Origin of the sequence: Paracoccus sp. MBLB3053, assembly GCF_031822435.1 — a bacterium.
Taxonomy (GTDB): Bacteria; Pseudomonadota; Alphaproteobacteria; order Rhodobacterales; family Rhodobacteraceae; genus Paracoccus; species Paracoccus aurantius.
Genome location: NZ_JAVQLW010000004.1, coordinates 104,141 through 126,891, shown reverse-complemented (window position 1 = coordinate 126,891; position 22,751 = coordinate 104,141). Strand labels below are relative to the sequence as shown.

Genomic DNA, 22,751 nt, shown 5'->3' with positions numbered 1-22,751 from the left:
TCAACCCTCGGCCATGAGGTGAAGACCCAGATCCCGGCAGATTTGCATGACCAGCCCGATGTGAGCCGTTTCCTTGCCATTTTCAATTGCGCTGACAGTGGGGATCGAGACGCCACTCTGCATCGCAACTTCGGCTTGCGTCAGGCCGAGCAGTAACCGTCTTGCGCGGATCGCTCTCCCCAAATCTGACGGAGAGGCAATCGTGGTTTGTGAGGTGCTCGCCATGGCGCGTCATCAATGATCGTTGAAGTTGGTGCGCAGTTTGAGCACGAATACAGCTTGGCGTCAACGATCGTTGAAAACCTCATTGAATCGAAACAAATTGCGACCGAGATGCCTTTTGCCTTTGCCAAGCCATGCAGAAGCTGACACCGACCGGGTATGCCCTTACAATCAAGGCGCGGAACTGCATGGACGATCTCCCGATCCGAGAAAGATGCCGCACACTGGCGAACTGCCTGAGACAGCTTCTGGCGCGTTCCTGAGCGATAGGAAGATCTTCCATAAATCATGATTTATGGATATTTTGAGCTATAGAATGGAGTTCTATTGGTCATGCCTTGGAACTGGGCCCAGCCCGGATGGCCTCATTTTGCCTATGATGCGCCCGCGATGGAAGCTCTCGAAAGGCAGTTCCTGCTGGCCTCCGGCGAGATCCTGGGCGCAGTCAAGCATGTCGCGGGCGATGACCGCAGCCGACTACGGATCGAGCTTTTGAGCGAAGAGGCGATGCGGACGAGCGCGATCGAAGGCGAGGTCTTGGATCGTTCGAGCGTTCAGTCGTCGCTACGTCGGCACTTCGGACTCGCACCTGATAATTATCGGCCAAGACCTCGTGAGCAAGGCATCGCCGAAATGATGGTGGACGTTTATTCCGAGTTCGCAACTCCCCTCGATCACGAAACTCTCTGGCGCTGGCACGGCATGCTATTGTCGCATGATCGTGGTCTGGACAAGATCGGTGCCTATCGCTGGCATGACGAGGCGATGCAGATCGTCTCTGGCCGCGCCGAGCGCCCGATCATTCATTTCGAGGCCCCGCCTTCGCGTCAGATGGCCGGCGAAATGGAAACCCTCATCGAATGGTTCAATCAGACGGGCCCAGAGGGGAAGAGACCCCTGCCCGCACTGACACGCGCGGGTCTTGCGCACCTCTATTTCGAAAGCGTCCATCCCTTAGAGGATGGTAATGGGCGTATCGGCCGAGCTCTGGCGGAAAAATCGCTGGCGCAAAGCATTGGCCAGCCAAGCCTGATTGCACTCGCCTATACGATAGAAAGAGACAGGAAGAACTATTACGGACAACTGGAAACCCATCAAAAGACGCTGCAGGTCACCGACTGGCTGGTCTGGTTCGGGCAGACGGTTCTCGATGCCCAAAAGGTCACCCTCGATCGTGTCGACTTCTATATTGCGAAAGCCCGTTTCTACGACTTGCATCGGAACCAGTTGAATGATCGCCAAAGCAAAGCGATCGAGCGCATGTTCCGCGAAGGCCCGTCCGGGTTTCAAGGGGGGCTCAGCGCCGAAAAATACCTTTCGATCACCGGGACCTCTCGTGCCACCGCCACCCGCGACCTCCATGATCTGGTCGAACAAGGCGCTTTGTTTCGAACCGGCGAACGTCGGCATACACGCTATTGGCTGAACCTCCCCGACATGACCAAACTGGCATAAGAATCGGTCAGCACCCGCCCTCCTCCGAAATCACCGTATTCAGGATTTCCGCCACGATGCCGAGAAAGTGCTCTGGATCGTCGAGGGCATTGCTGGCCAGGAGCAGCGGCATGGCGCGCACGGTCAGCAATTCGCCGTTCTCGCCGCGCCGCGGCAACGCCTGAACATAGATCGCGAGCTGCACCTTTCCGGATTTCGTCCGATAGGCTGGCTTGACGAAGAAACCGGTCGGGTGGCGCCTGTCGCTCACGGTTTCTGCCCCAGTGCTGCCCTGGCACTGAGCCCCAACAGATCCAGCCGATCAAGAAATTGCCGGTGCCGGTCCGAGACCTGCTGCGCCCGCGCGAACTCGATCTGGCGGGTGGCGTCCATGCAGGCGAAATAATCCGAACTCGCCGCAAAATAGCGCTCGAAATCTGCCGCGATGAGATCGGCATAGCGCGCCAGTGCCGCATCATCTCCCGGTAGGAACGGCTCTTCTGGCGGCAGGCAGTCGCCTGTGGCCACAGCCCCCTGCCCGAGTGCCGGAAAAGACCAGAGGCATGAGGCCAGAACCCACATTAGGAAACCTGTCCGGATCATGCTGCGTCCCGCTTCCGCCGCCACAAGCCTTTCAGCGCGCCAGAGAGGTTGAACTCGCCCCGTCGGTCCCGCGCGACAAAGTCGCGCAGCATGGCACCAGGAACCCGAACCGGCGCCTGGGGATGGTCCCGGTTCGCCTCGATCAACAGCACCGTGAGGGACGCGCGAAGCGATCCCAGTTGGTCCAGGGCTTCTTCCCAAGCAGGCTCCGTAATTCCGAGATCGCGCAGCAACATGATCGCTGCGCTGCGCAAGCTGCGCCCGGTGATTTCGCCGGTCGGGCAAAGCGCCTCGAGACAGAAGCGGAAATCCGATCCCGCCATCTCTCTGACCATCTCCGGCGTGAGCCAGTTCAGATCATCCCTGTCTCTTGTTTCTTCTGCATTTCCCCTCTTCGAATGTCGGGGCGTGACCGGCGGTCGTCCTGCCGCTTGATCTGACCCCGCTCTTACAAGATTCTTTGGAGTTGTCTTTCCTATTGCCGGAAGCTCGGCTTCCGCCATGGCGGAAGTTTCTGGACGACATGCGAGATAGCCCCGCACCTCGGCCAGAAGCGCGTCGATAGCTGCGAGATGGCAGGCGAGATCCTCGGAGCAGCGGAAACCGGCATAGCGACGCGGCCAGGAGGAGAAGCGTCGCAGCAGATCCGGCAAGGCGGCATGCTTCGGATCCTGCTCCAGCAAGTTTCCGATCGCCTGCTTCGCGTCTCGCTTGGCGGCTGAGCATTCGAGCCGCAGCACAGAGATACGATGCGTCTCCTCGCGATGCTCGGCATCCATTTCGAGCAGCCGCCCGAGATTTTCCAGCAACGGCCGAAAGTTGATCCCGAGCCGCCGACCATGGGAGAGGTGCCGGCCGGAGCGCCGGCCATTGGCGGCAGTATCGACCCGAATGAACCCAAGCGCTTCCAGCCCCTTCTCATGCAGACGTAATGTCCGGTCGCTGACGCCAAGATCGCGCGCCAGGTCCTGCTGGGCGCGGAAACAGACCGGATCACAGCCGGGATCACGCCAATCTGCCGGCGCCGTGTGCCGCATCATCCGCAAGAGCACGGCGCGGCGCGCAGCGCCAAGGCCGAGCTGCCGGGCCAGGCGCTCGACGAGTTCGATGACATGGCCGAGCGTCATGCCATCGGGCAGCACCGGGTAGATCACTCGGACAATTGGGGTCCTCATCTTCTGCTCCTCATTTTTCGAGGCGCAGGGCCGCAGGCCAGCCGGATCCATTCGCATAAACTGCGGCTTTGGTCTTGAATCCGTGGGAGAAGCAGGTGATTATGCCGCTATGTGGTGACGGCGATGCAGGTGGCTAGACCTGCGTAACCTGACAAATCCCCTCGTGCGGTCCCCGCGCGGGGGTTTTTTGTTTTTATTGGACTGGTCTTTTTCACTCAGTAGCGGACCCATTCCTCCGAAGTATTGCCCTGATGGTCGCGCCAGCGCAGCAGCATGCCGCGCCAGAGCCGGACCGAGCCAAGCTCGGCCAGGACGGCGTTTCTGGAGACTCCGCTGGCGGAGAAGACCCAGTCCGGCGCATCCCGTATCCGGGTCCCTTTCCAGGTGAATTGGCCGTCCCTCGCATAGGTGCCGATGCGCGAGCGGTCGGTGATCTCGGTCGTCCCGTCATGCCGGCGCTGACCGTAGATGATGTGATAGAGCTCGATGCCATCGCGATAATACGCAAGCTCTGGCGGCAGGGCCTGTATTGCGGTCCCGGCGCCTCCCACGCCCGGAGAACCCATTGGGCAGCGCCAGAGCTGCAAGGGGGGCTCGATCGGCCAGGGCGTGACGCGCCGGATCATCTCGGCCTTGGCGGCCGCGCATTCGGGGGAAGCCGGGAAGCCCCCGGCCAGGCAAAGCAGGATGGCACAATCGATCGGATAGGCCTTGGCCGGGATGGCGCTCAGCGAAGATGCCACAAGGGCTGCGGCCAAAGCCGAGAGACGGCAGGATTTCGGAAGCTTCCTGGGGGCTCTGTACATATTTGCAATCCATATGTCATTTGCAAATATGTACAGAGCCGAACTGGCGGGATCAACCCAGGGTCAGGGCAACCGGCGTGACAACCGGCAGATCGGCGCGCGGATCGAAGCTCATTCCGGCGGGAAGTTCGAGAACCGAGAGCTCGCCGGTATTCCAGGAATAGAGCCAGACCTGGCTTTCGGTGCCGCCAAGCCCTTGTACAGGTTGGGCAATGCGACGCTGGTCCTGTTTCATGATGGCCATGGCGGAACTCCCTTCATGCGTTCCCGGACCTTCTTGCGCCTGCCCGTTACAAAATAAAGCCCGAAGTGACATCCTGTCGAATTGGGCTGGCTAATCAGCCAGTTCAGCTCTTCCGCGATCAACCGAAGTCCTGCCGCTGATCCATTGCAGCAGCCGAATCTCCTAGGCGTGCCCGCGCGCCGCAACTTGAGGGCGAATCTGACCTCCCCGAGGGCTCGCCCGCTCCGGCACGGGTGAGGGGCGTGACGCCTCTGCCATCGGGCTTCGATTTCAAGCTCAGTTCTGCTTCGATCGATACGCGCGCGGACGGCCAACGGGGTGAAAGAATTCAAGAAACCGCATTCGCCGAGGCACGTCGAAACCGCGCCAAGCCATGGACGAAGCAAATGTCGCTTACCCATTGTTCTCCATTAAAAGTCTACCATATCCTTCCACAGGCGAGCTCCACGCTAGCCTTGTCAGGATTAGCCTGAGCAAGGCAGCATTGCTTGCAATCACGGGCTTTCCAGTAAGGTGTTCAATCGCCGAGAGGACAGGCGAGATCTCGATCCCTGCGCAACTGCAGAGGATCGCCTCCGCCTCGCGGCAGTCGGTTCCTGTGACCAGCTCGAACCAGCGGCGCGGCGGAATGTTGCCTTGACTGATCGGATCGGAGCAGGGAACATGGCCCTCCGCAACGACCGAGATTCCGCGCGTCGCAAGAAACCTATGCTCCTCTTCGACGACATCCGGATCATAGGCTGTGAAAAGCGCTACTTTCCGGGCATCAAATCGCGACAGCCCCGCCATCACGGCCTCTATCGTGGTGACCGCGGGAATGCCGGTGGCCGTCTCGATCCGGCGTTCCAGCACGCCCGGCCCCGCCAACATGCTGGCGGCGGTGCAGTTGAAGGCGATCAACTCGACCTTCGCGTCGGCAAGCAATCCGGCATGGCTTTCGACATCGCGAGCCATCAGAATGTCGGATTCGCGGCTGGTATCGCGGAAGGGCATCCGCGTCACCAGAAAGCGAAGCCCCTCGGGGGCCATGCGCTGCAATTCATGGTCCGAAATGCCGCCGGAAGGATAGAGATGGCCGACGCGGCGCGCGATCAGGTGGTCAGACACAAGTCCTCCTTCAGCATCGGATAATGGATGTTTTCACCGCTGAACGGGGGGAATGCCTCGAAATCGGCGCGCATGCGGTGGCGAACCTCGCCGTTCAGAGCGGCCTCCAGCGCGGCGGGACTGTCGAAGATCAGGCGGTTGCGCTGCATGAAATCGACACGTTGCCACGGCAGGGCCTCACGCCAGCCGACGCGGGTATAGATCTCGATCTCGCGGATGCGGGGGAAGTCCTTCATGATCTGCGGGTTGACCTGCCCCCCGGAAGTTCCCTCGCCGTGATGTAGAGTCTGCCCAACCTGAAGGAGCAGACGACATGAGGAAGAGCCGTTTCACCGAGGCGCAAATCATCGGGATGATCAAAGAGCAGGAGGCTGGCTTGCCGACCTCGGAGCTTTGCCGGAAGCACGGGTTGAGCCCCGCAACCTTCTACAAGCTGAAGGCCAAGTATGGTGGGATGGACCTGTCCGATGCCAAACGCCTGAAGCAGCTCGAGGACGAGAATGCGAAGCTGAAGCGCTTGTTGGCGGATGCGATGCTCGACAACGTCGTGCTCAAGGATCTCCTGGGAAAGCCCTGACGACACCGATGGCGCGGCGGGACGCGGTGCTGCGGGCGATGAAGGATCATCCGATCTCTCAACGCCGGGCCTGCGTCCTGATCGGTGTCGATCCGAAGACGGTGCGGCGCGAGAGGCCACCGGACAATCCGGAGATCCGTGAGGAGATGCACAAGATTGCTGAGAAGCGCCGACGCTTCGGCTATCGGCGCGTCGGCATCATGCTGGAGCGCAAGGGCATGATCATGAACGAAAAGAAGCTCTACCGCATCTACCGGGAAGAGGGCCTGTCGGTGCGCCGCCGTCGCGGCCGCAAACGGGCGCGCGGCAGCCGAACCCCGATGCCGGTGCCATTGTGCCCGAACCAGCGGTGGTCCCTGGACTTCCTGTCCGACACGTTCGGTGCCTGCCGCAAGTTCCGCATCCTGGCCGTCAACGACGATTGCTGCCGCGAAAACCTTGCCCTGATCGCCGACACCAGCATCTCGGGGGCCAGAGTGGCGCGCGAACTGGACGCTTTGGTCAGGATCTACGGCAAACCCGCCTGCATCGTCTCGGACAATGGCACCGAGTTCACCAGCAAGGCCATCCTCAAATGGGCTAACGAGAACGGCGTCGAATGGCACTACATCGATCCGGGCAAGCCGCAGCAGAACGGATTCATCGAGAGCTTCAACGGCAGCCTGCGCGACGAATGCCTGAACGAGGAGATCTTCGACAGCCTAGCCGATGCCCGCTGCAAGCTGGCCCTCTGGCGCTACGACTACAACAACGTCAGGCCGCATTCCTCGCTCGCAAACAAGACCCCGGCAGAAGCGCGCCGGGCGCTTGAGCAATCTGAGGGCTCCGCGCCCGGCGCGCTTGCCCAACCCGAAGCCGACCACTATCAACCCCAAGGACTCTCGTTATGAACGAGGGACGACCGGGGGGCAGGTCAGGCGGGATAGCACGATCCTGCCCGAGAATAGATACCTAGAATAGCCCGGAACCCGTCTGGTTCCGGGCTATTCTCGAATCGAAAGGGCCGCGTTTTGTCCCCGCTGATACGGCTGGATCATGGTCGCGGTAAATGGCAAGCGAGTGCTTAGTTGCGCGAGCGAAGCTTGCGATCGCTGTATTGCTGCTCGGACAGCGTGCGTGGTCGTGGCGCTTCCGTGACGAACTTGTCCCATAGGGCATCCTTCCATTCCAAAGAAAGGATCGCACCATCAAACCGTGGGATCAAACACCTAGAGCTTATGCGCCCCTCTCTCGATCGGTTACTGCAGATCTGGGTCAAACTGGTGTGATCAGAGCTTGCGAACCAAGGTGCGCGCGATCGAGACAAAATTGCTAACGAGGATGCTTTGATCGTCGATACGGTGATTGATGGACAGGCCGGTTTCCCCGATCGAGGTGGCAAAGGGGTGAAAGCGGATCCCGTTCATCCTTGAGCTGCTGACGGAATGCGGCACGATCGCCACCCCTTCACCGACCGCGACCAATCCCAGGGCGGTGTTGACGTCCATCGTAAAAATGGTTCGGTCAACACTGATCCCGTGGCGTTTCGCACAGCCAAGGACAATATCGGCGAAACTGGGTCGCGGATACTCGGGGTAAAGGATCAATAGCTGTCCTGAAACCTCTTCGGGCGAAATGGCAAAGCGGCCCGGGAACACCGTATCAGGAGCGGCAAGGGCCAGCGGTTCCATCATCAGTGGACGGGAAATAATTTCTCCGTCCCGCAGGTCCGGCCGGGCAATGGCAAGGTCGATTTCGCGTCGTATCAACCCCTGTTTGAGGCTGGCGTTGTTCATCGGCATCATGCTTAGAAATACATCAGGATAGTTCGCCCTGAACGATTTCACGATGCCAGGCAGGATTCCATAGACCGCCGAGCCGACATAACCAAGGCGCAGTCGCCCCTCCATGCCCTGGCCGATACGGCGAATTTCGCGTTCGCTATCCGCGACCATGCGCTGGATTTCGTTGCCCCGCTCAAGCAGACGCTGACCGGCTTGTGTCAGGCTGATGCCGCTGCGCCCACGATGAAACAGCAGCACGCCCAGTTCAATTTCGAACTGCTTAATTTGGCGGCTTAGCGGTGGCTGGGCAATTCCCAGCCGATCAGCGGCGCGACCCACATGCAACTCTTCTGCTACCGCCAAAAAATAGGTCAGGTGCCGGAAATTCATCACACCTCCAGTCACACCCGTCGGGTCGCGTCTTGATCTTTTCTTGTTTAGCGGCGCAGACGCGCCGGCTCAATCAAGGAAAGCCGCGATAAGCTCTTCGACCTGATCCGGCTGTTCGGCCGGGGCTAGGTGACCCACCTGTGGCACGATATGTACGCGACCATCGCGAAATCCGGCCGCGAGAGCGATTTGCTGCTCGGGGGGGGTGGCGACATCATCCTTGCCACCGATGACAAGCATGGGCACCGTGATGTCGCCAAGTTGATAGCGCAGGTCAAATTGCGCAAGGGCGCGACACAGGCCCGCATAGCTTGCTGCGTCCGCTTCACACAGTGACGCCAGCAGAGCATCGGCCCGTTTGCCGTCCCGTTCGGCGAACCCCGGAGCAAACCATCGGGCGGCAGAACCTTCGCGCAGCACCGCGGTGTCTTCGGCCAGGACTAGTGCGGCGCGCTGGTCCCAAGCCTCGGCCTGACCGATTTTGGCGGCAGAGTTCAGGATTACGGCCTTCGCAAGCCGTTGTGGCGCATCAACCGTCAGTTGCTGGGTGATGCAGCCCCCGATAGACACACCGGCTATACGGAATTGGTCACGCGAAAACAGCTCGACTGCTGCAAGGACGGCTTGCGCAAGATCCGGCATGCGGAACGGTCCTGTCGCCGGTGCCGATTGCCCGTGCCCCGGCAAATCGACGCCCACGACATGGAAACGATGCGCCAGTCTTTCGGCCACAGGCGTCCACAAGGCCGCAACCGAGGTTCCAAGTGAGGGCAGGACCACCAGTAGTGGCATCGACGCGTTTCCCGCAAGCTCCGTCGCGGACAGTTTGAGGTTATTCATGTCCGATCCTTCCAGTTCCTATTTGTCCAGGCGGAAATGAGACAGCTTTTCTTCGTCGACGACGACACCGGTTCCGGGCAGGTCGCGCACCTTTAGTTCGCCGCCGCTGATGACCAGCGGATCGGCCAACAGATCGTCGCTCATATCTAGAAAGTTCGACAACTCGGCCGCGCGTGACGATGTCGCCTGATAAGCCGCGCCAAAGACCAACGAGGCGATGGTGCCGACCTGACCGTCGATCTGGTTACCGATATAGTTTTCGACCCCAATGGATTCAGACAGGAACAACACCCTTTGGGACATGCTGAATCCGGTACGTGCCGTCTTGATAGAGATTGCCGTTGCCCCGCCGTTAAGCAATTCGCGGACAACCTCGGCCGGGCGGGAAACGGATTCATCCGCGAACATCGGAATCTTGGCCTGCCGGACCAACCAACGACGACCCATCACGTCATCTGCCGGATTCAACTCTTCGGCAAACAGCAGGTCCAGGTCTTCCATCGCGCGCAGCGCTCGTGCGGCATCGGTGGCAGTCCAACCGCGATTGCCGTCGATATACAGGTCCACCTTGTCGCCGAAATGTTGCCTGAGCGCGCGACACACCTCAACATCCAGCATAAACGGCTGGCGGCCGACTTTGACCTTGAAGGTCGAGATGCCATAGCGGTCCAAGAATTCCTGCGCGACGTCCACCATCTTGGCAGGGTCGTCAAAGCCGATCATGTGGCTTACACGGAGACGGTCGGTATAGCCCCCCAGCAGGCGTGTGACCGGCTGACCCAGAACTTTGCCCATTAGATCCCAGATGGCCACGTCCAGCGCACCCTTGGCACAGGGGTTGCCGACGGTGCGGTTCATACGGCTTAGCACCTTTTCACGCTCGAACACGTCAAGACCGATGACTTGGGGGGCAAAGATTTGTTCAACCACCGCTTTGATGCCGGCCTGCGTTTCGCCATAGGTGAACGGACGCGGAGGTGCCTCGGCCACGCCGACCATTCCGTCTTCGCCATGAACGCGTACAAGGATGTGCTCAGCCATGTGGACCGCACCCGACGCGAATTTCAACGGGTGGGAGTAAGGAATGGCGAAGGGAATGGCTTCTACCTTGGTAATTTTCATGGGAGATCAGTCCTTGCAGTTTAAGCTAGTCATGCGGTCGGGCGGGGATCATCGCGGAACGTGGTTGCCAGAACCGAAGGTCGAAGGCTAAATTCGGCGTGCCAAGCAGTCAGCAGGGGCCGGGTCTGCCGCCATTTTTCGCTGTCAAAACGAAAATCCAGATAGCAAAGAGCGACCCCGATCGCGATATGGCCCGCGTCAAAGGGGCGCTCCGCGATCGCTTGGATCTCGGCCTCGAGCCAGTCGACCACGCTGTTCAGCTTGCGCCGCCACGCGTCGATCTGGACATCATAGCGCAGGTTTTCTGGGCGCATCCGCACCTCGACCAACCACGGCAGGGCAATGTCCAGCAGGCCGTTACCAACCGCTTCAAGCGATAACGTGCGCCAGCGGGCCTCTGGCTCAGACGGGAAAAGGCGCGGGCCCTGGGTGCCGGTGGCATCAGCCCATTCCATGATCACGCGCGAATCAAAGATCGGCTTGGCACCGTCACGCTCTAGCGTCGGAATTTTGCTAAGCGGGTTGGTCCGCATCAGCCCCTCGTGAGGGATCAGCGGATCGGCGGCTGTGCGGACTGTCGTGACGTGATCTGCAAGGCCCTTTTCATGCAGCGCGACCATGGCTTTTCGGACATAGGGTGACCTTGGCGACCAGTGCAGAGTCAGTGACATATTTTCACCTTATTCCCGTGGAGGCGGCCCCGGCGCTAGGTCCGGGGCCGCTGGGGTTATGCGGCGTTGGCCAGCACGAAATCAAACTTGATGTGCAGATCGACGCCCAGTTCTGCTGCTGCGGGGTGGTACTGCCCGATCAGGCTTTCCTTGACGGCAAAGACCGAGTCGTTTTCCAGATATTCATCACGTGAGTCGAAGACCTGACTGATCAGACGGCGATAGCCGTCTCGTTGCAGCATGAAATGCATGTGACTGGGGCGCATGGGGTGGTGTCCCATAGCGCGGATAAGTTCGCCGGCAGTGTGATCATCGGGAATTGGATAGGCGACCGGGCGCACGGCGCGGAACGCATAGTGGCCGTTTTCATCGGTCTGCAGACGCCCGCGAAGGTTATAGTCGGGTTGGTTCGGGTCGTGGTTTTCGTACAGCCCGTTCGGTGCGTCTTCCCAGACATCGACCAGAACACCCTCGATCGGGTTGCCGGCGGTGTCCCGCACAAAGCCCTCGAAATAGATGCTTTCCTCATTGTCGAAATGCATTTGAACGATCGAGGCGCCCTTGGGCAAAACGGGCGGGTTCTCGCGATAAAACGGGCCAAGCACGGTGGATTCGCTGGCGCCTGCCTCGGCATGGTGGGTCAGCATATCGACCAGCACCTCAAGGCCGATGATGTCGCCAAGTAGGATGAATTCCTGACGCTTGTCGTCACAAAGCTGACCTGCGCGGGCAAGGAAGTCGCAGGCATAAAGAAACTCGCTATGCTGCAGTTTCACTTCGCGGCTGAAATCGTGGATGTGGCGGATTAGCGCGGTCAAAATTTCGCGGTTACGCGGGGTCACGTCGCCGTGTTGACCCATGGCTGCAATGACAACGTCTGTGACGTTGTCGATCGTTACTGTTGACATGTGGGGTCCTCCTCAGGGTTCCCCGGCCGATTGACCGGGGAAAATCAGTGAGGCGATTTGAATGATATGGGCCTCGGCCGTCTAGGTATCGGCCCATACCTTTTTCGCGCAAAGCTGCTGTTGTTTGGACGATGGACCCCTTGAGTCAGCGGTCAATGACTATGCGCGTTTGTACCATTGCAATCGTGACATTCAGCGCGACGATGTTCAGCAAGACACCCGCCGACACATTCTGTTTGTTCGAAAGCGTCGCACGGCAACAGCTTCGGGTCTGTGGCACCGGCGCTGGCTACATGCACGAACATCGACGGTGCGGAAGTGAACGCCGCAGTACCGTCCGTGCAACTTGCCATGAATGCAGGCAGTTCGCCCCCGCCAGAGAATCCAACAGGATCGTCCGGTTGTCCACAGATCCACCCACAGAAAATGTGGATTCTTTAGGCTGGTTTGCACAAGAAGTTCGCCGCAGCGGCGCCCCTCTCCCGCTAGCCTGTTCGCGCTGTGGCTAGATCAGATCCTCCTCGACCGCCCGCGCCACGGCCGAGACGATATTGCGGCAGCCGAGTTTCTTCTGTGCGCTGGAGAGCCGCAACTTCAGGGCCGAGGCGCTGATCCCCAAGCTCTCGCCTGCTTCGGTATGGGTAAGACCGTGCTTCATCTGGCGCAGGGCCTCGATCTCCTTCTCGGTGAGGACCAGATCGCTTTTGGCGAAGAGATGCGCGAGCAGGTTGAGCCTTCCGCCAAGCTCGCTCAATTCCGCGTCCGTGAACTCGCGATCAGGCCGGGCGGCTGACAGGCAGGAGCGTCGCCGGCCAATCCGGGTGACGAGCGTCGCGCCGTAGCAAAGACCGTGCTCGCAGGCCTTCTCGAGAATGCCGAAATTGTCGGGAACAGAGATCTCGGACCATCTCGCGACCGCGTCATTCGCCTGGGAAATGACCCAAAGGGCGATCGGATCGCGGCCCAGGAAAACATCCTGTTCCCAATGTCGGACCCAGGGCTCGGGAAAGCGATTGACCATGACCTGCGGCTTGCCGAGATGCAGCCCGAGACCGAGGAAGAACCCTCCGGGCGCGAGCTCTTCGAGTTCGCCAAGATAGCGCTCATGATCGGGAAGGACGGTTTCAAGCACGATGCTGCCTCATTTTTTCATTCTTCTGGCGCCGGCAACCTATAGCTGATCAGCCTGTCTAAAAAGACAGGTATCTGGCCTCTTGCGCCGGATCGGCTATCTTCTGCCGAAATTCGAATCTGTGCAGGAGACCTCATGAAAATGCGCAGCCCCACGGCCGCTTTGCGCGAGAACCCTCTGCGCGCCTCGGCGCGACTCGATGCCGGAATGGTGCAGATGCTGTCGATGATGGTGGATGAGGGCGATCGGCCGGTCACGCTTGAATTGCGTGATTTCGGGATCTGGGCGGTCACCGAGGAAGGTGTGCGCATGTTCATCGGCTCGATGGAAAAGCGTGCAGATCGCCAGGATGGGCAGCGCCTGCCCTCCTGATCCCTGTCCTTGATCCCTGGCAGCGCTGATCGGCCAGGATCACGGCCCCCTCGATGCCGCGTGAGGGGCCCGAAAAACCCGTGAACCTCGCCAGGGCCGGAGCTTGCTTCGGCCTTGGAAGACATCTGCCCAGCGTTTACAAAGCTCAGAGAGAAAAGCTCGGCACGTGTTAAATTTGCATGTTGACCGAGATTTGCAAATTTGACACGCTGGCATTCGGAAGGTGCTGCGTGGCCATGCTATGGAGACGCGGGCCGGTGATTGATCTGAGAAAAGAGCCCCCGAATGTGGTCACGGTCGACGGACTCAAGGAACTTCTGGAAGAAGGCTGGTTGCTCTGCATCTATTGCCATGAATTGCCGGAACTGCGCGGCCCGCATTACCATGGCATCTGGTATGTGCTGGCGATCGAGCCGAAAGAACGCTCGCGTTGGGCCGCCCTCATCACCCAGCGCACCAGGCGTGCCCGGCAATCCGCCGCCATTGGCAATGAGCCACAAGCCGATCTCGTCTTCCGAGAAATCCGCACCCTCAGCACCGTCTTCACCATGTGCAAGGAGCTCGGCTACACCATCCCGGCCGCGCCCATGGTCGCCGGCCAATCCGTCATTATCGACAGCAAGGCCGAATAAGCCCCCTGCCCTCATTGCCGCCCTGCTGCCTTTGATGCTGCTGGGCGGTGCCCTGCCAACTCAGGCCGATGTAATTCGCTTTGCCGCGGCAGCCCTGGTTCACGAGAGCGATGCCTCCTCGGTCTTGCGCTATGACGCCTCGGGCCGACGCATCCTGCCCAAGCCCGCGAAGCGCATAGATGTTTCTGCCGAGGCCGAAGAGGATCTGATCCGCGCCGCTTTGCGCGCCACCACATCTTCCCGGCATTCCCGACCCTCTACCGCGATCATGCCCGGGATCGACCGGGTGGCGTCGCGCTACCAGCATCACCCTGCTCTGCGTGCGGCTGAACTGTCACCGCAAGAATGGCATGCGCTGTTTCGGGCGATGATCTGGCAGGAATCCCGTTTCAACCCCAAGGCGCGCAGCCCGAAAGGCGCGCTTGGCCTGACGCAATTGATGCCAGGGACCGCCTCGATGCTCGGCGTCGATGCCTCCGATCCGATGCAAAACCTCGATGGCGGGGCGCGCTATCTACTGACGCAACTTCAGGCCTTTCGCAGCCCGATGCTGGCGCTCGCCGCCTACAATGCCGGCCCCAAGGCCGTGCAAAAATACGGCGGCGTACCGCCCTATCCTGAGACCCGCGATTACGTGATCCGGGTGCTTTCCGAACATAACCGCCTCCTCCTCAAGACGCAGTAGAAGGATCCACCTCATGTTCCCGAACCTTGCTCTCCGGCGCTTTCGCCGGGCGATCCCGCTTGCCCTGTCGCTGCCTATCGCGGGCTTTGCGTCACGGGCCCTTGCTCAGGCCAATCAGGGCATCGATTTCACCAAGGCCAATACGCTCGGCAACAACTGGACGACCTGGATCATGGGCAATCCCGTGGTCTGGTTCTTCTCCACCGCCTTCGTCATCGTCGGCATCATGGCGGCCTTGAACCGCGCGCCTTGGGCCTGGCTTCTCTACATCATCATCGGCGCCATCATTGCCATGCCGGCTTCGACGCTGGTCAGTAATCTCAACAGCTTCCTCTGAGCCATGGAGCGCACTCCGGTCATTCTCGGGCTGACGCGACAGGCGAAGCTCTGGGGCCTGCCGATGCCCTATATGCTGGCGGTGGCATCGCTCACCGTGCTGCCCTTCATGTGGAGCTCGCAGCACCTGATCCTGTCGCTCAGCTTCCTTGCCCTCGGGCCGGTCTGGTACGGGTTTGCCCGCATTGCCGCCGCCGCCAATCCGAATGGTGCCCAGGTGCTGCGCGTCATCCTGCAAAAGACCCCGCCGGCGCTGAACCGCAGCCGCAGGAAGGGCCGGCGTTATGTCTAGCTTTGCCACGAACGGACGCAATCCGGCAGCGCAGGCACTTCTGCCGAAGGATCCCGGCTTCTTCACCCATCTGCCCTATCTCATTGAATTGGATGACGAGGTTGTCCGGACGCGGCAGAACGGGTTGATGATCTCGCTCGAGATTTCCGGTCTCGACGGCATGACCGCGGCACCGCAGGACATCCACGAGTTGCGCGGCGCCCTGGCCGGGATGATCGACGGGCTCGATGAGCGCTTCAGCTTCTACATCCATCGCATGCATCGCCGCGCCGATCTCGGGCTCACGCCGATTCATGGCAAGAGTTTCGCCGGCGATCTCGACCGCGCCTGGCGCGGTCATCTCGACGCGCAAGACCTGCATGATTTTGTCGTCGTCCTCACCGTGGTCTCCTCGCTGCCCGCGCCGCTGCGGGTGCCGCTCTTCGGCAAGGCGGCAGCGAAACTTCTGGAATCCGATACCGAGGCTCGCCTGCATGACCTGCGCGAGTTGGTCGCGGTGCTGGAAAGCGGCTTGCCGCATGTCACCACCCGGCGCCTGAAGATCAGCGATGGCAGCCTGATCGGTTTTTACACCGCGATCAGCACCGGGCTTCTCGCCCCGGCCTGGCGCGGCGAAATGAGCCTGATTGCCGAGGATGCCGTGCCCTCGGCCGCAACCTTCTACCCGGACGAAATCCTGTTCGACGAGGGCATTGGCCCGCCTCGCCATGCCGCAGTTCTCGCGGTGAAACGCTATAGTCAGGAGACCTGGCCCGGCATGCTCGATGCGCTCGACGCATCCCTCGATACCGTGATCTGCCACAGCTTCACCCCGATCGCGGCGGAAAAAATCGCCGGTCGGGTGCGCTTCCGCGTCGAACAGATGCGGGCGGCAGATGATCTGGCCACCACGATCCAGCAGCAGCTGATCGAGACCGCCGATGAGGTCGAAAGCGGAGGCAAGAGCGTGGGCCTGCATCAATTCACGATCACCGTCTTTGCAGAGAGCCGCGAGGCGCTCGATCAGCGCATCTCGAAGATCAAGGGCATGGCGGAACGCGCCCGGGTAAAATTCACGCGCTGCGCGCATAGTCTTGAGGCCAGCTTTTTTGCCAGCCATCCCGGCAATATGGATTACCAATGCTGGGGCATGACGGTCGCGACCACAACCTTTGCCGATATGGCCTCGCTGCATATGAGCGATGCTGGCAGTCCAGCCGAGGCATTGCATTGGCGCTCGCCGATCACCGTGTTTCAGAGCGCATCCGGGGCGCCGCATCGCTTCAGCTTCCAGGGGCCGGGACGGCCGGAATCCGAGCCGCCGCTGGGCCATACCCTGGTTCTCGGGCCCTCGGATTCCGGCAAGACCACCACGGTTGCCTTCCTTGCGGCTCAGGCGCTGCGGGTGCGGCCCCGGATCATCATCTTCGACAAGGACGAGGGGCTCAAAAGCCTCGTCGCCGCTTTGGGCGGTTCTTACGCCCGGATCCGCGCCGGGCAGCCGACCGGGCTCAATCCGCTGCTGACCGAGACCGGATCCCGCGGCGAGGCCTGGCTGATGGATTGGCTTTCGACCCTGATCGAGCGCCGCGGCACGCTGTCTCCGATCCAAGCGGCGGCGCTCAAATCCGCCATTCGCCGGATTGCCGCTGCGCCCGAGGCTCTGCGCAGCTTCGCCCATTTCGAGAGCCTGGTCGGTGATGTGCAGGACGGGCGCGAGCTCGCCATGCGGGTGGCGGAATGGGGACCGGAGGGGCGCTACAACTGGGTCTTCGGTGCCGCAGATCAGCCGGTCGTCGATTTCCGCCGCAGCAATGTTGTCGGGCTCGATATGTCCGAGATCCTGGAGCATGCCACTGAGCGCACGGCGATCCTGAGCTATATTTTCCGCCGGCTCGAGCTGATGTTCGAAGACCGGGTGCCGACGCTCCTGATCATCGACGAGGCCCATGCCGCGCTTGATGACGCCTTCTTCGCCGCGCGCATGCCTAAATGGGCCGTCACCATGCGCAAGCTTGCGGTGACCATGGTGCTGATGACGCAGTTTCCGAGCCAGATCGAGGCGAGCAAGGCCAAGACCATTCTCGAGGGCCTGCCGCATCGGCTGATTTTCCCGAACGGTCAGGCGATCGAGAGCCAATATGCCGGGCTCAATCTGACGGAAAACCAGCTCGGCTTCGTGCTTGAGGGCCAATATGGACCGCGCCGCGCGCTGTGGAATGGCCCGACGGGATCGACGCTTCTCGATGTCGATCTCTCGCCGCTGGGCCCGCTCTTGACCGCCTTGAGCGGCGGCAAATCGGCCTTGCGCGCCTTTGGTGAAGGGTTCGAGACTCGACCGTTTTTCTGGAGGCTGGACCATGGTTAGAGCATTTCTGCTTGGGGCATTTCTGTTCGGCGTTGCCGGCTGTGCCGGCGAGACACCGATCCGCAAGAGTAATTGCTGGTCCGGGATGACGCTGCTCGAACAAGCGGGCAGCGATTGCGAGTTCCGCGATGTGCCGGAGGTTTAGATCAATGGCACTCGCCCTTTCCCTCTCTGCCCTGCCCTTTACGCCCCTTGCCCATGCTGCCGGCGTGCCTGCGGTGGATCTCAAGCAAATCGCGGAATGGCTCTTGCAGAAACAGCAGGATCTGGCGCAGCGCGCGGCCGAGACCCAGGAAAACTCGCACCGCGTAGCGATCCTGAAGGAGCAGGACGCCCAGCTTGCGGCACTTGATGAGACCCTGCGCCTCCTGACCGGAACCAGCGCCTTCATCCCGGATCTTGAAGGGGGCGGCGACATGGGCGGCACGAGTTTTGCCGCCGACGCGGTCTATGCCATCGAGGATGACAATCCCTATGCCGAAAGGCTCTTCGGCGATGCGCCAGCCACCATTGAGGGCATGATTGCCGAGACCGCGATGCGCAACAGTGGTCATCCGGCGCTGGCCCAGGCAGGGATCAATGCGGTGGAGTTCCGCTGCTGGTTTCAAGGCCTGGTGAAGCAGGAATCGAATTTCAGCATTGGCGCGAAAAGCCCGAAGGCCGCTTTTGGTCTCACCCAGATCATCCCGGGCACCGCGCAAGGCTTGGGCATCTACCCGGCCTATTATGACGATCCGCGTCTGCAACTCGATGGCGGGGCACGTTACCTGCTGCAGCAATTAAGCAAGTTCGGCTCAATGGAACTGGCGCTCGCCGCCTATAATGCCGGTCCCGGTGCGGTCCAGAAATATGATGGCATCCCGCCTTATGCCGAGACCCAGAATTACGTCCGCCGCATCCGGGCGCATTACCAGATCTATGCCGGTCGGATCAGCGGCGCCGATGATCTCGGCACCCTCGACCCCAAGGATATGGTCATCGCCGAAAGCTCGAATGTCGCCGATGCCGGGCTGCATTACGCCAGCCATTCGATGACGAGCATGCAGGCTGCCGCAACCCGGCTCCGAGCCATTACCGCCCGGATCGGTGCGACCGCCTCGGTCAAGGAGGCGATGGATCTCAACACCTATGCCCGCGCCGAAGTGACCCGTATGGCCGCGATCCTGACCCGGCAGCAGGCTACCCAGCGCAAGGTGGAGGCGGCGCGCTACGCCCTGCTTTTGCAGGCTTACGCCGAGGACGAGACCTACTTGCACGTGAGGTTGAAACGATGAGCTTTGGCAAAGCAATGCAACGCGTTCTGGCCGCGTCAGCACTTATCCTCGTCCCAGTGGCGATCACCGCCCAAGGGGTGCCGACGATCGATGTCACCAGCATTGCCCGGCTCCAGGAGATGATTTCCGAGGCCAAGCTGCAGCTGAAGGAACAGGTCGCGCAGAATGTGAAGCTCGACGCCCAGACCCTGAAGCTGATCGAACAGATCCAGCTCCTGCAAGGCCAGATATCGGCGCTGAAGGATGGTCTTACGCTCGCCGATCTCGGCTTTGACAAGGAGAGCTTCCTCAAGGAGATCATGCCCGGCTTCAGCGATCTGACCGCATCGCTCGATGCCGCAAAATCCGGCGATTGGGCCTCTGTTCTCGCGGAGGGCGGCACGCTCAGCGGTGGCACGGTTTCCACCCATGTCGACAAGGCCTTTGCCTCGGCTGGGCTCGAACGGGCGAGGGTCGACCAGCTCGCCAAGAGCGAGGAAGCGCCGGCGGCGCGCATCGGCACTGCGGCCAATGTGAATGCCTTCATGTCGGTGGCGGCGGAATCCTCCTCGCAAGGCGCGCGCGAGAGCCTAACCCGGATCGACGGATTGGTCGGCAAGATCGAGGGCACGGAAAATCTCAAACAGGCCATCGATCTCAATACCCGCGTCACCGCCGAGCTCGGCATCGCGCTCGCAAATGTTTGGGCCATGCAGGCGGTCCAGACCGTGGGCATGGGCGAGGCCGGCATCATGGATGCCGCCACCGCCGCCGATGAAGAAAAATACCTGAGCATCAAACTGGTGGAATGAGCATGGCCCGTCGCATCGTGATCGGGGGCGCTGTCCTCGCCTTGACCCTGACCGCCGTCATTGCCCTTCCCGTGTGGCGCGCACAGGGACAGGATCCGGCGCAGCGGGAGGCGCCCGCCGAGAACCCCTTCGCCGCGCTGAATCGCTTGGCGGGTGAAGCTATGCCGGATTTCGGGGCCAGTGAGCACGCGGAGGCGAGCGAACAGGATTTTCTGCGCCTGTCACCGCAATCGGATTCTCAGGATCTCCCGAAGGCACTGACCGAGAACGTGCCGTACAGCACTTGCGAAAAGGCGGAAGGCTTTGAGACGGAGGCGTTTCAGGCATCAACTGTCGAAGCGGCCGCACGCCGGATGATCTATGCCTATGTCCGTCAGCAGCATGTCCTCGACACGCGAGATTGCACCTGCGCAGGAAAGGCCGCGCCGGTTGGGCTTGTGGAAGAGGCTGTCCAAAACGTCGAGGCGACCGAGGGCAAGGACTGGAACCGGATCGCCATTGGCAATGACTATGCCGCAAAGGCGAGACAGTTGCGCGATCAGGTCGAAGCCATGTGTGGTGGAGCCTTCTGATGGGTCTCGTCACCACCATCATCGAAACCCTCGACTCCAGCGTGAAGTCGACCGGGGAGCGGTTTTTCGAGAGCACGGCTTCCGCCGTTGGCCCGCTCTGGACCGTGCTCCTCACACTGCTCTTGCTGCTCATCGGCATGAATATGGCGCTCGGCATCTATCGCATGAGAGCCAAGGATAGCTTGCAGATCGCGACGCGGATCGTCCTCGTCTACATGTTCGCTTTCTCCTGGGCGAATTTCGGGACGTTCTATGACGCGCTGACTTCGGCCAGTGGCAATCTGGCATTGGGCTTCTTCGATCTGGCAGGGGCCAATGACGCTGGCATCAACGCGGCCATGGACGAGTTCGCCGTGAATATGGGCGAAACAGCCGACGGGGTGATGAAAAGCATGGGGTCGATCACCCGCGGCGTGCTCGGTGCCCTTTTCTTCCTCATCCTCGCGATATTGATGGCGGTCTATGTCCTGGTCGTCGGTTTCGCCAAGATCATGATTGCCTTCCTGCTTGGCGTCGCTCCGCTGGCGATGATCTTCACCATCTTCAATCGCACCAAGCCGCTCTTCGAGGCCTGGCTTTCCTCCTTCGTCTCCTACCTGATGTATCCGATTGCAGCTTCGGCTGTGATTGCCGCCGTTGTGGCGATGGCCACGGCGCAATATCGCGAGCAGGCCGAAATCGACACGCTCGGCAGCCTTGTCGGCTTCATGGTCGTGGTCTTTGTCGGCATCTTCGCCCTGATGAAAATCCCCGAAGCGGCCAATCACATTACCGGCCAGATGAATCTCGCCTCCATCGCGCCCGAGGCCATGCGCCTCGCCGGATCCTCGCTGCAGCGTCCAAGCCAGGTCGGGGCCAACGCGCTCGGCGCGCATGGCCTTGCCCATCCCAAGCAATATCTCGCCGGGCTTACCAGCCTGCCCTCAGGCCTCTCCGAGGCCAAATCCACCCCGCATCAGCGCTCGGCCCGCGAGGCCGGCATGGCGCTGCGCCAAAAACTCACGGCACTCGACCTCATGCGCCGGAGCTAGGCGCGCAAGGTCCAGCCCCTCCATCTCGGGAGAGATCCATGACAGACGCCTTGTCTGAAGAGAGAAAGCTGCTCGCAAGACAGCTCTTCATCGAGCCGACCCGCCGGGAAAAACTGGCCTGGCTCGTCGCTGCCGGCGGCATGGCTTGCGGCATGCTCGGCCTAGCCACCACCCTCGCCCTGTTGCCGTTGAAACAGTCCCAAGCCTATCTCACCATCGTCGATCGCGACACAGGCATCGCGAGTCGCGCCGTCGAGGTCGAACGCGCCACCATGGAACATGCCGATGCCGTCACCCAAAGCCTGCTCTACGGCTATGTGCTCGCCCGCGAGACTTATGATCCGAATGACAATGAGGCGCGGATGTTGCGCACCTGGCGGCAATCGAGCGGCGAGGCGCAGGCCTCACTGCAGGCGCTTTGGGATGGTAAGAACCCGAACTACCCGCCGACAGTTTATGGCGAAACGGGCCGGGTGAAACTCGAGGTGCTCTCGATCAGCCAGGTCAATGACACCACCGCACAGGTGCGTTTCGTGAAGACTCTGTCTCGACCGAGCCAACCTGACCGGCTGGGGAATTTCACCGCCACGGTGAGCTACCGGTTTCAGCCGACGCAGGAAAGCGCGCTCGAACTGGTCTGGCAGAACCCGTTCGGCTTTGTCGTGACCGGCTATCGCGTCAGCTCGGATTCTCTGGAGGCCCAGAAGGATGAATAGGTTTTTCCATGGCGCGGCGGCGCTCGTGCTGGTTACCATCCTGCCCTTCAGTGCTATCGCGGAAGTCCGACCGAAAGCCGGATCGCGCGATGCCCGCGTCACCTATGCCAGCTTCGTCGACGGGCAGGTCTATCATGTCTCGACCCGGATCCGGAACATCACCCTGATCGAACTCGGACAGGGCGAAGAGATCCGCTCGGTCGCCGCGGGTGATCTCGAGAGCTTCCAGATCGACAAGCTCGAAGGCGCCAATGTATTCACCATCAAGCCGGTGATCGAGGGCGCCTCGACCAATGTCACCGTCGAGACCAATCGCCGGTTTTATTTCCTGCAGGTCTCGGAGAGCCGCGCGACGCCGAACTGGTCGGTGAAGTTCAGCGCCCCCGGCGATCACCGCAGCAGCCGCACCGCGCCAAGTGTCCGTCCTCTGCCCACCGCACCACCGAAGAAAATGCGTTACGCGATCTCGCAGGGGTCCTCTGGCGCGGAGTTTGCCCCGATTGGCGTCTCGGATGATGGCCAGAAGACCTATTTCCAGATCGCGCCAGGCGCGCCGATGCCCTCGCTGTTTCGTGTCGATGCCAAGGGTCGGGAATATTCGGTCAATAGCCAGAGCAAGGGCGAGATCATCACCGTTGCGGCGCGCTCGGAGCGCTGGGTGCTGCGCTATGGCGACGACTATGTCTGCATCACCGGCCAGGAGGAGTAA

At 61.0% G+C, this 22,751-nt stretch carries 29 protein-coding genes and 1 pseudogene; 15 read left to right on the top strand and 15 right to left on the bottom strand.

What is annotated here, in order from left to right; genetic code table 11:
* A complete protein-coding gene (locus RGQ15_RS19195; protein ID WP_311162403.1) occupies nucleotides 1-225 on the bottom strand; it encodes a helix-turn-helix domain-containing protein in 225 nt (74 codons plus the stop codon).
* A 330-nt stretch (nucleotides 226-555) separates the two neighbouring features.
* Here RGQ15_RS19195 and RGQ15_RS19190 point away from each other — a divergent pair, with 330 nt between their 5' ends.
* The gene (locus tag RGQ15_RS19190) at nucleotides 556-1,677 is read left to right on the top strand and encodes a Fic family protein (protein WP_311162402.1); all 1,122 of its coding nucleotides are present in this window, start codon (nucleotides 556-558) and stop codon (nucleotides 1,675-1,677) included.
* A 7-nt stretch (nucleotides 1,678-1,684) separates the two neighbouring features.
* Here RGQ15_RS19190 and RGQ15_RS19185 read toward each other — a convergent pair whose 3' ends face one another.
* The 7 genes from RGQ15_RS19185 to RGQ15_RS19155 form a co-directional block, all read right to left on the bottom strand.
* Nucleotides 1,685-1,927 carry a hypothetical protein gene (locus RGQ15_RS19185; RefSeq protein WP_311162401.1) on the bottom strand — a complete coding sequence of 81 codons (243 nt, stop codon included), beginning with the start codon at nucleotides 1,925-1,927 and terminating at the stop codon, nucleotides 1,685-1,687.
* Nucleotides 1,924-2,184 (bottom strand): hypothetical protein, encoded by a 261-nt coding sequence (locus RGQ15_RS19180; RefSeq protein ID WP_311162400.1) that lies wholly within the window; start codon nucleotides 2,182-2,184, stop codon nucleotides 1,924-1,926. Before RGQ15_RS19180 ends, RGQ15_RS19185 begins: the two co-directional genes overlap by 4 nt.
* A gap of 71 nt (nucleotides 2,185-2,255) precedes the next feature.
* Complete coding sequence (repC, locus tag RGQ15_RS19175) at nucleotides 2,256-3,434, bottom strand: replication initiation protein RepC (RefSeq protein WP_311162399.1); 1,179 nt, start codon at nucleotides 3,432-3,434, stop codon at nucleotides 2,256-2,258.
* A gap of 215 nt (nucleotides 3,435-3,649) precedes the next feature.
* On the bottom strand, nucleotides 3,650-4,240 hold the full coding sequence (locus RGQ15_RS19170) for a hypothetical protein (RefSeq protein ID WP_311162398.1): 591 nt from the start codon (nucleotides 4,238-4,240) through the stop codon (nucleotides 3,650-3,652).
* A gap of 52 nt (nucleotides 4,241-4,292) precedes the next feature.
* Nucleotides 4,293-4,484 carry a hypothetical protein gene (locus tag RGQ15_RS19165; RefSeq protein WP_311162397.1) on the bottom strand — a complete coding sequence of 64 codons (192 nt, stop codon included), beginning with the start codon at nucleotides 4,482-4,484 and terminating at the stop codon, nucleotides 4,293-4,295.
* 393 nt (nucleotides 4,485-4,877) lie between these two features.
* On the bottom strand, nucleotides 4,878-5,591 hold the full coding sequence (locus tag RGQ15_RS19160) for a maleate cis-trans isomerase family protein (RefSeq protein ID WP_311162395.1): 714 nt from the start codon (nucleotides 5,589-5,591) through the stop codon (nucleotides 4,878-4,880).
* Nucleotides 5,576-5,827, bottom strand: coding sequence for a hypothetical protein (locus RGQ15_RS19155; RefSeq protein WP_311162394.1), 252 nt, complete (start codon nucleotides 5,825-5,827; stop codon nucleotides 5,576-5,578). Before RGQ15_RS19155 ends, RGQ15_RS19160 begins: the two co-directional genes overlap by 16 nt.
* A 77-nt stretch (nucleotides 5,828-5,904) precedes the next feature.
* Between RGQ15_RS19155 and RGQ15_RS19150 the strand changes: the two genes are divergently transcribed.
* Nucleotides 5,905-7,058 (top strand): IS3 family transposase gene (locus RGQ15_RS19150; protein WP_311162393.1). Its coding sequence is split into 2 segments (ribosomal slippage): nucleotides 5,905-6,154 and nucleotides 6,154-7,058, totalling 1,155 coding nucleotides; the frame shifts between segments, so codons are not numbered across the junction.
* A gap of 165 nt (nucleotides 7,059-7,223) precedes the next feature.
* On the opposite strand, the pseudogene RGQ15_RS19145 reads toward RGQ15_RS19150, so the two are convergent.
* From RGQ15_RS19145 to RGQ15_RS19115, 7 genes and pseudogenes are all read right to left on the bottom strand, one after another.
* Nucleotides 7,224-7,319: pseudogene (locus RGQ15_RS19145) on the bottom strand (IS481 family transposase); the annotation flags it as partial.
* A 117-nt stretch (nucleotides 7,320-7,436) separates the two neighbouring features.
* Nucleotides 7,437-8,321: a LysR family transcriptional regulator gene (locus RGQ15_RS19140; protein WP_311162391.1), complete on the bottom strand. Its 885-nt coding sequence runs from the start codon at nucleotides 8,319-8,321 to the stop codon at nucleotides 7,437-7,439.
* A 69-nt stretch (nucleotides 8,322-8,390) separates the two neighbouring features.
* A complete protein-coding gene (locus tag RGQ15_RS19135) occupies nucleotides 8,391-9,161 on the bottom strand; it encodes an alpha/beta fold hydrolase (protein WP_311162389.1) in 771 nt (256 codons plus the stop codon).
* Between the two features lie 18 nt (nucleotides 9,162-9,179).
* Complete coding sequence (locus tag RGQ15_RS19130) at nucleotides 9,180-10,283, bottom strand: mandelate racemase/muconate lactonizing enzyme family protein (protein ID WP_311162387.1); 1,104 nt, start codon at nucleotides 10,281-10,283, stop codon at nucleotides 9,180-9,182.
* Between the two features lie 29 nt (nucleotides 10,284-10,312).
* Nucleotides 10,313-10,954, bottom strand: a complete 642-nt coding sequence (locus tag RGQ15_RS19125) for a glutathione S-transferase family protein (protein WP_311162386.1) — start codon at nucleotides 10,952-10,954, stop codon at nucleotides 10,313-10,315.
* Between the two features lie 56 nt (nucleotides 10,955-11,010).
* The gene (locus RGQ15_RS19120; RefSeq protein WP_311162384.1) at nucleotides 11,011-11,862 is read right to left on the bottom strand and encodes a dioxygenase family protein; all 852 of its coding nucleotides are present in this window, start codon (nucleotides 11,860-11,862) and stop codon (nucleotides 11,011-11,013) included.
* Nucleotides 11,863-12,367: 505 nt separating this feature from the next.
* The gene (locus tag RGQ15_RS19115) at nucleotides 12,368-12,994 is read right to left on the bottom strand and encodes a helix-turn-helix transcriptional regulator (RefSeq protein WP_311162382.1); all 627 of its coding nucleotides are present in this window, start codon (nucleotides 12,992-12,994) and stop codon (nucleotides 12,368-12,370) included.
* 135 nt (nucleotides 12,995-13,129) lie between these two features.
* Between RGQ15_RS19115 and RGQ15_RS19110 the strand changes: the two genes are divergently transcribed.
* The 13 genes from RGQ15_RS19110 to RGQ15_RS19050 all read left to right on the top strand — a co-directional run bounded on the left by RGQ15_RS19110 (nucleotide 13,130) and on the right by RGQ15_RS19050 (nucleotide 22,751).
* Nucleotides 13,130-13,366: a hypothetical protein gene (locus RGQ15_RS19110; protein WP_311162381.1), complete on the top strand. Its 237-nt coding sequence runs from the start codon at nucleotides 13,130-13,132 to the stop codon at nucleotides 13,364-13,366.
* Nucleotides 13,367-13,623: 257 nt separating this feature from the next.
* Nucleotides 13,624-13,998 carry a hypothetical protein gene (locus RGQ15_RS19105; protein ID WP_311162380.1) on the top strand — a complete coding sequence of 125 codons (375 nt, stop codon included), beginning with the start codon at nucleotides 13,624-13,626 and terminating at the stop codon, nucleotides 13,996-13,998.
* 34 nt (nucleotides 13,999-14,032) lie between these two features.
* Nucleotides 14,033-14,683 carry a lytic transglycosylase domain-containing protein gene (locus RGQ15_RS19100; RefSeq protein WP_311162379.1) on the top strand — a complete coding sequence of 217 codons (651 nt, stop codon included), beginning with the start codon at nucleotides 14,033-14,035 and terminating at the stop codon, nucleotides 14,681-14,683.
* 13 nt (nucleotides 14,684-14,696) lie between these two features.
* Nucleotides 14,697-15,020: a TrbC/VirB2 family protein gene (locus RGQ15_RS19095; protein ID WP_311162378.1), complete on the top strand. Its 324-nt coding sequence runs from the start codon at nucleotides 14,697-14,699 to the stop codon at nucleotides 15,018-15,020.
* 3 nt (nucleotides 15,021-15,023) lie between these two features.
* On the top strand, nucleotides 15,024-15,311 hold the full coding sequence (locus RGQ15_RS19090) for a VirB3 family type IV secretion system protein (protein ID WP_311162376.1): 288 nt from the start codon (nucleotides 15,024-15,026) through the stop codon (nucleotides 15,309-15,311).
* Complete coding sequence (locus RGQ15_RS19085) at nucleotides 15,304-17,658, top strand: VirB4 family type IV secretion system protein (protein WP_311162374.1); 2,355 nt, start codon at nucleotides 15,304-15,306, stop codon at nucleotides 17,656-17,658. The genes RGQ15_RS19090 and RGQ15_RS19085 overlap by 8 nt, the downstream gene beginning before the upstream one ends.
* A complete protein-coding gene (locus RGQ15_RS19080) occupies nucleotides 17,651-17,803 on the top strand; it encodes a hypothetical protein (protein ID WP_311162372.1) in 153 nt (50 codons plus the stop codon). Before RGQ15_RS19085 ends, RGQ15_RS19080 begins: the two co-directional genes overlap by 8 nt.
* Nucleotides 17,804-17,807: 4 nt before the next feature.
* The gene (locus RGQ15_RS19075; protein ID WP_311162370.1) at nucleotides 17,808-18,932 is read left to right on the top strand and encodes a lytic transglycosylase domain-containing protein; all 1,125 of its coding nucleotides are present in this window, start codon (nucleotides 17,808-17,810) and stop codon (nucleotides 18,930-18,932) included.
* Nucleotides 18,929-19,723 carry a type IV secretion system protein gene (locus tag RGQ15_RS19070; RefSeq protein WP_311162368.1) on the top strand — a complete coding sequence of 265 codons (795 nt, stop codon included), beginning with the start codon at nucleotides 18,929-18,931 and terminating at the stop codon, nucleotides 19,721-19,723. Before RGQ15_RS19075 ends, RGQ15_RS19070 begins: the two co-directional genes overlap by 4 nt.
* A gap of 41 nt (nucleotides 19,724-19,764) precedes the next feature.
* Nucleotides 19,765-20,295: a hypothetical protein gene (locus RGQ15_RS19065; RefSeq protein ID WP_311162366.1), complete on the top strand. Its 531-nt coding sequence runs from the start codon at nucleotides 19,765-19,767 to the stop codon at nucleotides 20,293-20,295.
* Nucleotides 20,295-21,326, top strand: a complete 1,032-nt coding sequence (locus RGQ15_RS19060; RefSeq protein ID WP_311162365.1) for a type IV secretion system protein — start codon at nucleotides 20,295-20,297, stop codon at nucleotides 21,324-21,326. The genes RGQ15_RS19065 and RGQ15_RS19060 overlap by 1 nt, the downstream gene beginning before the upstream one ends.
* A gap of 38 nt (nucleotides 21,327-21,364) precedes the next feature.
* A complete protein-coding gene (locus RGQ15_RS19055; RefSeq protein WP_311162364.1) occupies nucleotides 21,365-22,042 on the top strand; it encodes a virB8 family protein in 678 nt (225 codons plus the stop codon).
* Nucleotides 22,035-22,751 (top strand): TrbG/VirB9 family P-type conjugative transfer protein, encoded by a 717-nt coding sequence (locus RGQ15_RS19050; protein WP_311162363.1) that lies wholly within the window; start codon nucleotides 22,035-22,037, stop codon nucleotides 22,749-22,751. The genes RGQ15_RS19055 and RGQ15_RS19050 overlap by 8 nt, the downstream gene beginning before the upstream one ends.

Coding starts and splice junctions, on each gene's coding strand:
- RGQ15_RS19140 (WP_311162391.1), bottom strand. CDS start 8,321: ATGAATTTCCGGCACCTGACCTATTTTTTGGCGGTAGCAGAAGAGTTG.
- RGQ15_RS19195 (WP_311162403.1), bottom strand. CDS start 225: ATGGCGAGCACCTCACAAACCACGATTGCCTCTCCGTCAGATTTGGGG.
- RGQ15_RS19190 (WP_311162402.1), top strand. CDS start 556: ATGCCTTGGAACTGGGCCCAGCCCGGATGGCCTCATTTTGCCTATGAT.
- RGQ15_RS19120 (WP_311162384.1), bottom strand. CDS start 11,862: ATGTCAACAGTAACGATCGACAACGTCACAGACGTTGTCATTGCAGCC.
- RGQ15_RS19080 (WP_311162372.1), top strand. CDS start 17,651: ATGGTTAGAGCATTTCTGCTTGGGGCATTTCTGTTCGGCGTTGCCGGC.
- repC (WP_311162399.1), bottom strand. CDS start 3,434: ATGAGGACCCCAATTGTCCGAGTGATCTACCCGGTGCTGCCCGATGGC.
- RGQ15_RS19060 (WP_311162365.1), top strand. CDS start 20,295: ATGGGTCTCGTCACCACCATCATCGAAACCCTCGACTCCAGCGTGAAG.
- RGQ15_RS19155 (WP_311162394.1), bottom strand. CDS start 5,827: ATGAAGGACTTCCCCCGCATCCGCGAGATCGAGATCTATACCCGCGTC.
- RGQ15_RS19165 (WP_311162397.1), bottom strand. CDS start 4,484: ATGGCCATCATGAAACAGGACCAGCGTCGCATTGCCCAACCTGTACAA.
- RGQ15_RS19125 (WP_311162386.1), bottom strand. CDS start 10,954: ATGTCACTGACTCTGCACTGGTCGCCAAGGTCACCCTATGTCCGAAAA.
- RGQ15_RS19095 (WP_311162378.1), top strand. CDS start 14,697: ATGTTCCCGAACCTTGCTCTCCGGCGCTTTCGCCGGGCGATCCCGCTT.
- RGQ15_RS19055 (WP_311162364.1), top strand. CDS start 21,365: ATGACAGACGCCTTGTCTGAAGAGAGAAAGCTGCTCGCAAGACAGCTC.
- RGQ15_RS19085 (WP_311162374.1), top strand. CDS start 15,304: ATGTCTAGCTTTGCCACGAACGGACGCAATCCGGCAGCGCAGGCACTT.
- RGQ15_RS19070 (WP_311162368.1), top strand. CDS start 18,929: ATGAGCTTTGGCAAAGCAATGCAACGCGTTCTGGCCGCGTCAGCACTT.
- RGQ15_RS19170 (WP_311162398.1), bottom strand. CDS start 4,240: ATGTACAGAGCCCCCAGGAAGCTTCCGAAATCCTGCCGTCTCTCGGCT.
- RGQ15_RS19135 (WP_311162389.1), bottom strand. CDS start 9,161: ATGAATAACCTCAAACTGTCCGCGACGGAGCTTGCGGGAAACGCGTCG.
- RGQ15_RS19110 (WP_311162381.1), top strand. CDS start 13,130: ATGAAAATGCGCAGCCCCACGGCCGCTTTGCGCGAGAACCCTCTGCGC.
- RGQ15_RS19130 (WP_311162387.1), bottom strand. CDS start 10,283: ATGAAAATTACCAAGGTAGAAGCCATTCCCTTCGCCATTCCTTACTCC.
- RGQ15_RS19050 (WP_311162363.1), top strand. CDS start 22,035: ATGAATAGGTTTTTCCATGGCGCGGCGGCGCTCGTGCTGGTTACCATC.
- RGQ15_RS19100 (WP_311162379.1), top strand. CDS start 14,033: ATGCTGCTGGGCGGTGCCCTGCCAACTCAGGCCGATGTAATTCGCTTT.
- RGQ15_RS19090 (WP_311162376.1), top strand. CDS start 15,024: ATGGAGCGCACTCCGGTCATTCTCGGGCTGACGCGACAGGCGAAGCTC.
- RGQ15_RS19075 (WP_311162370.1), top strand. CDS start 17,808: ATGGCACTCGCCCTTTCCCTCTCTGCCCTGCCCTTTACGCCCCTTGCC.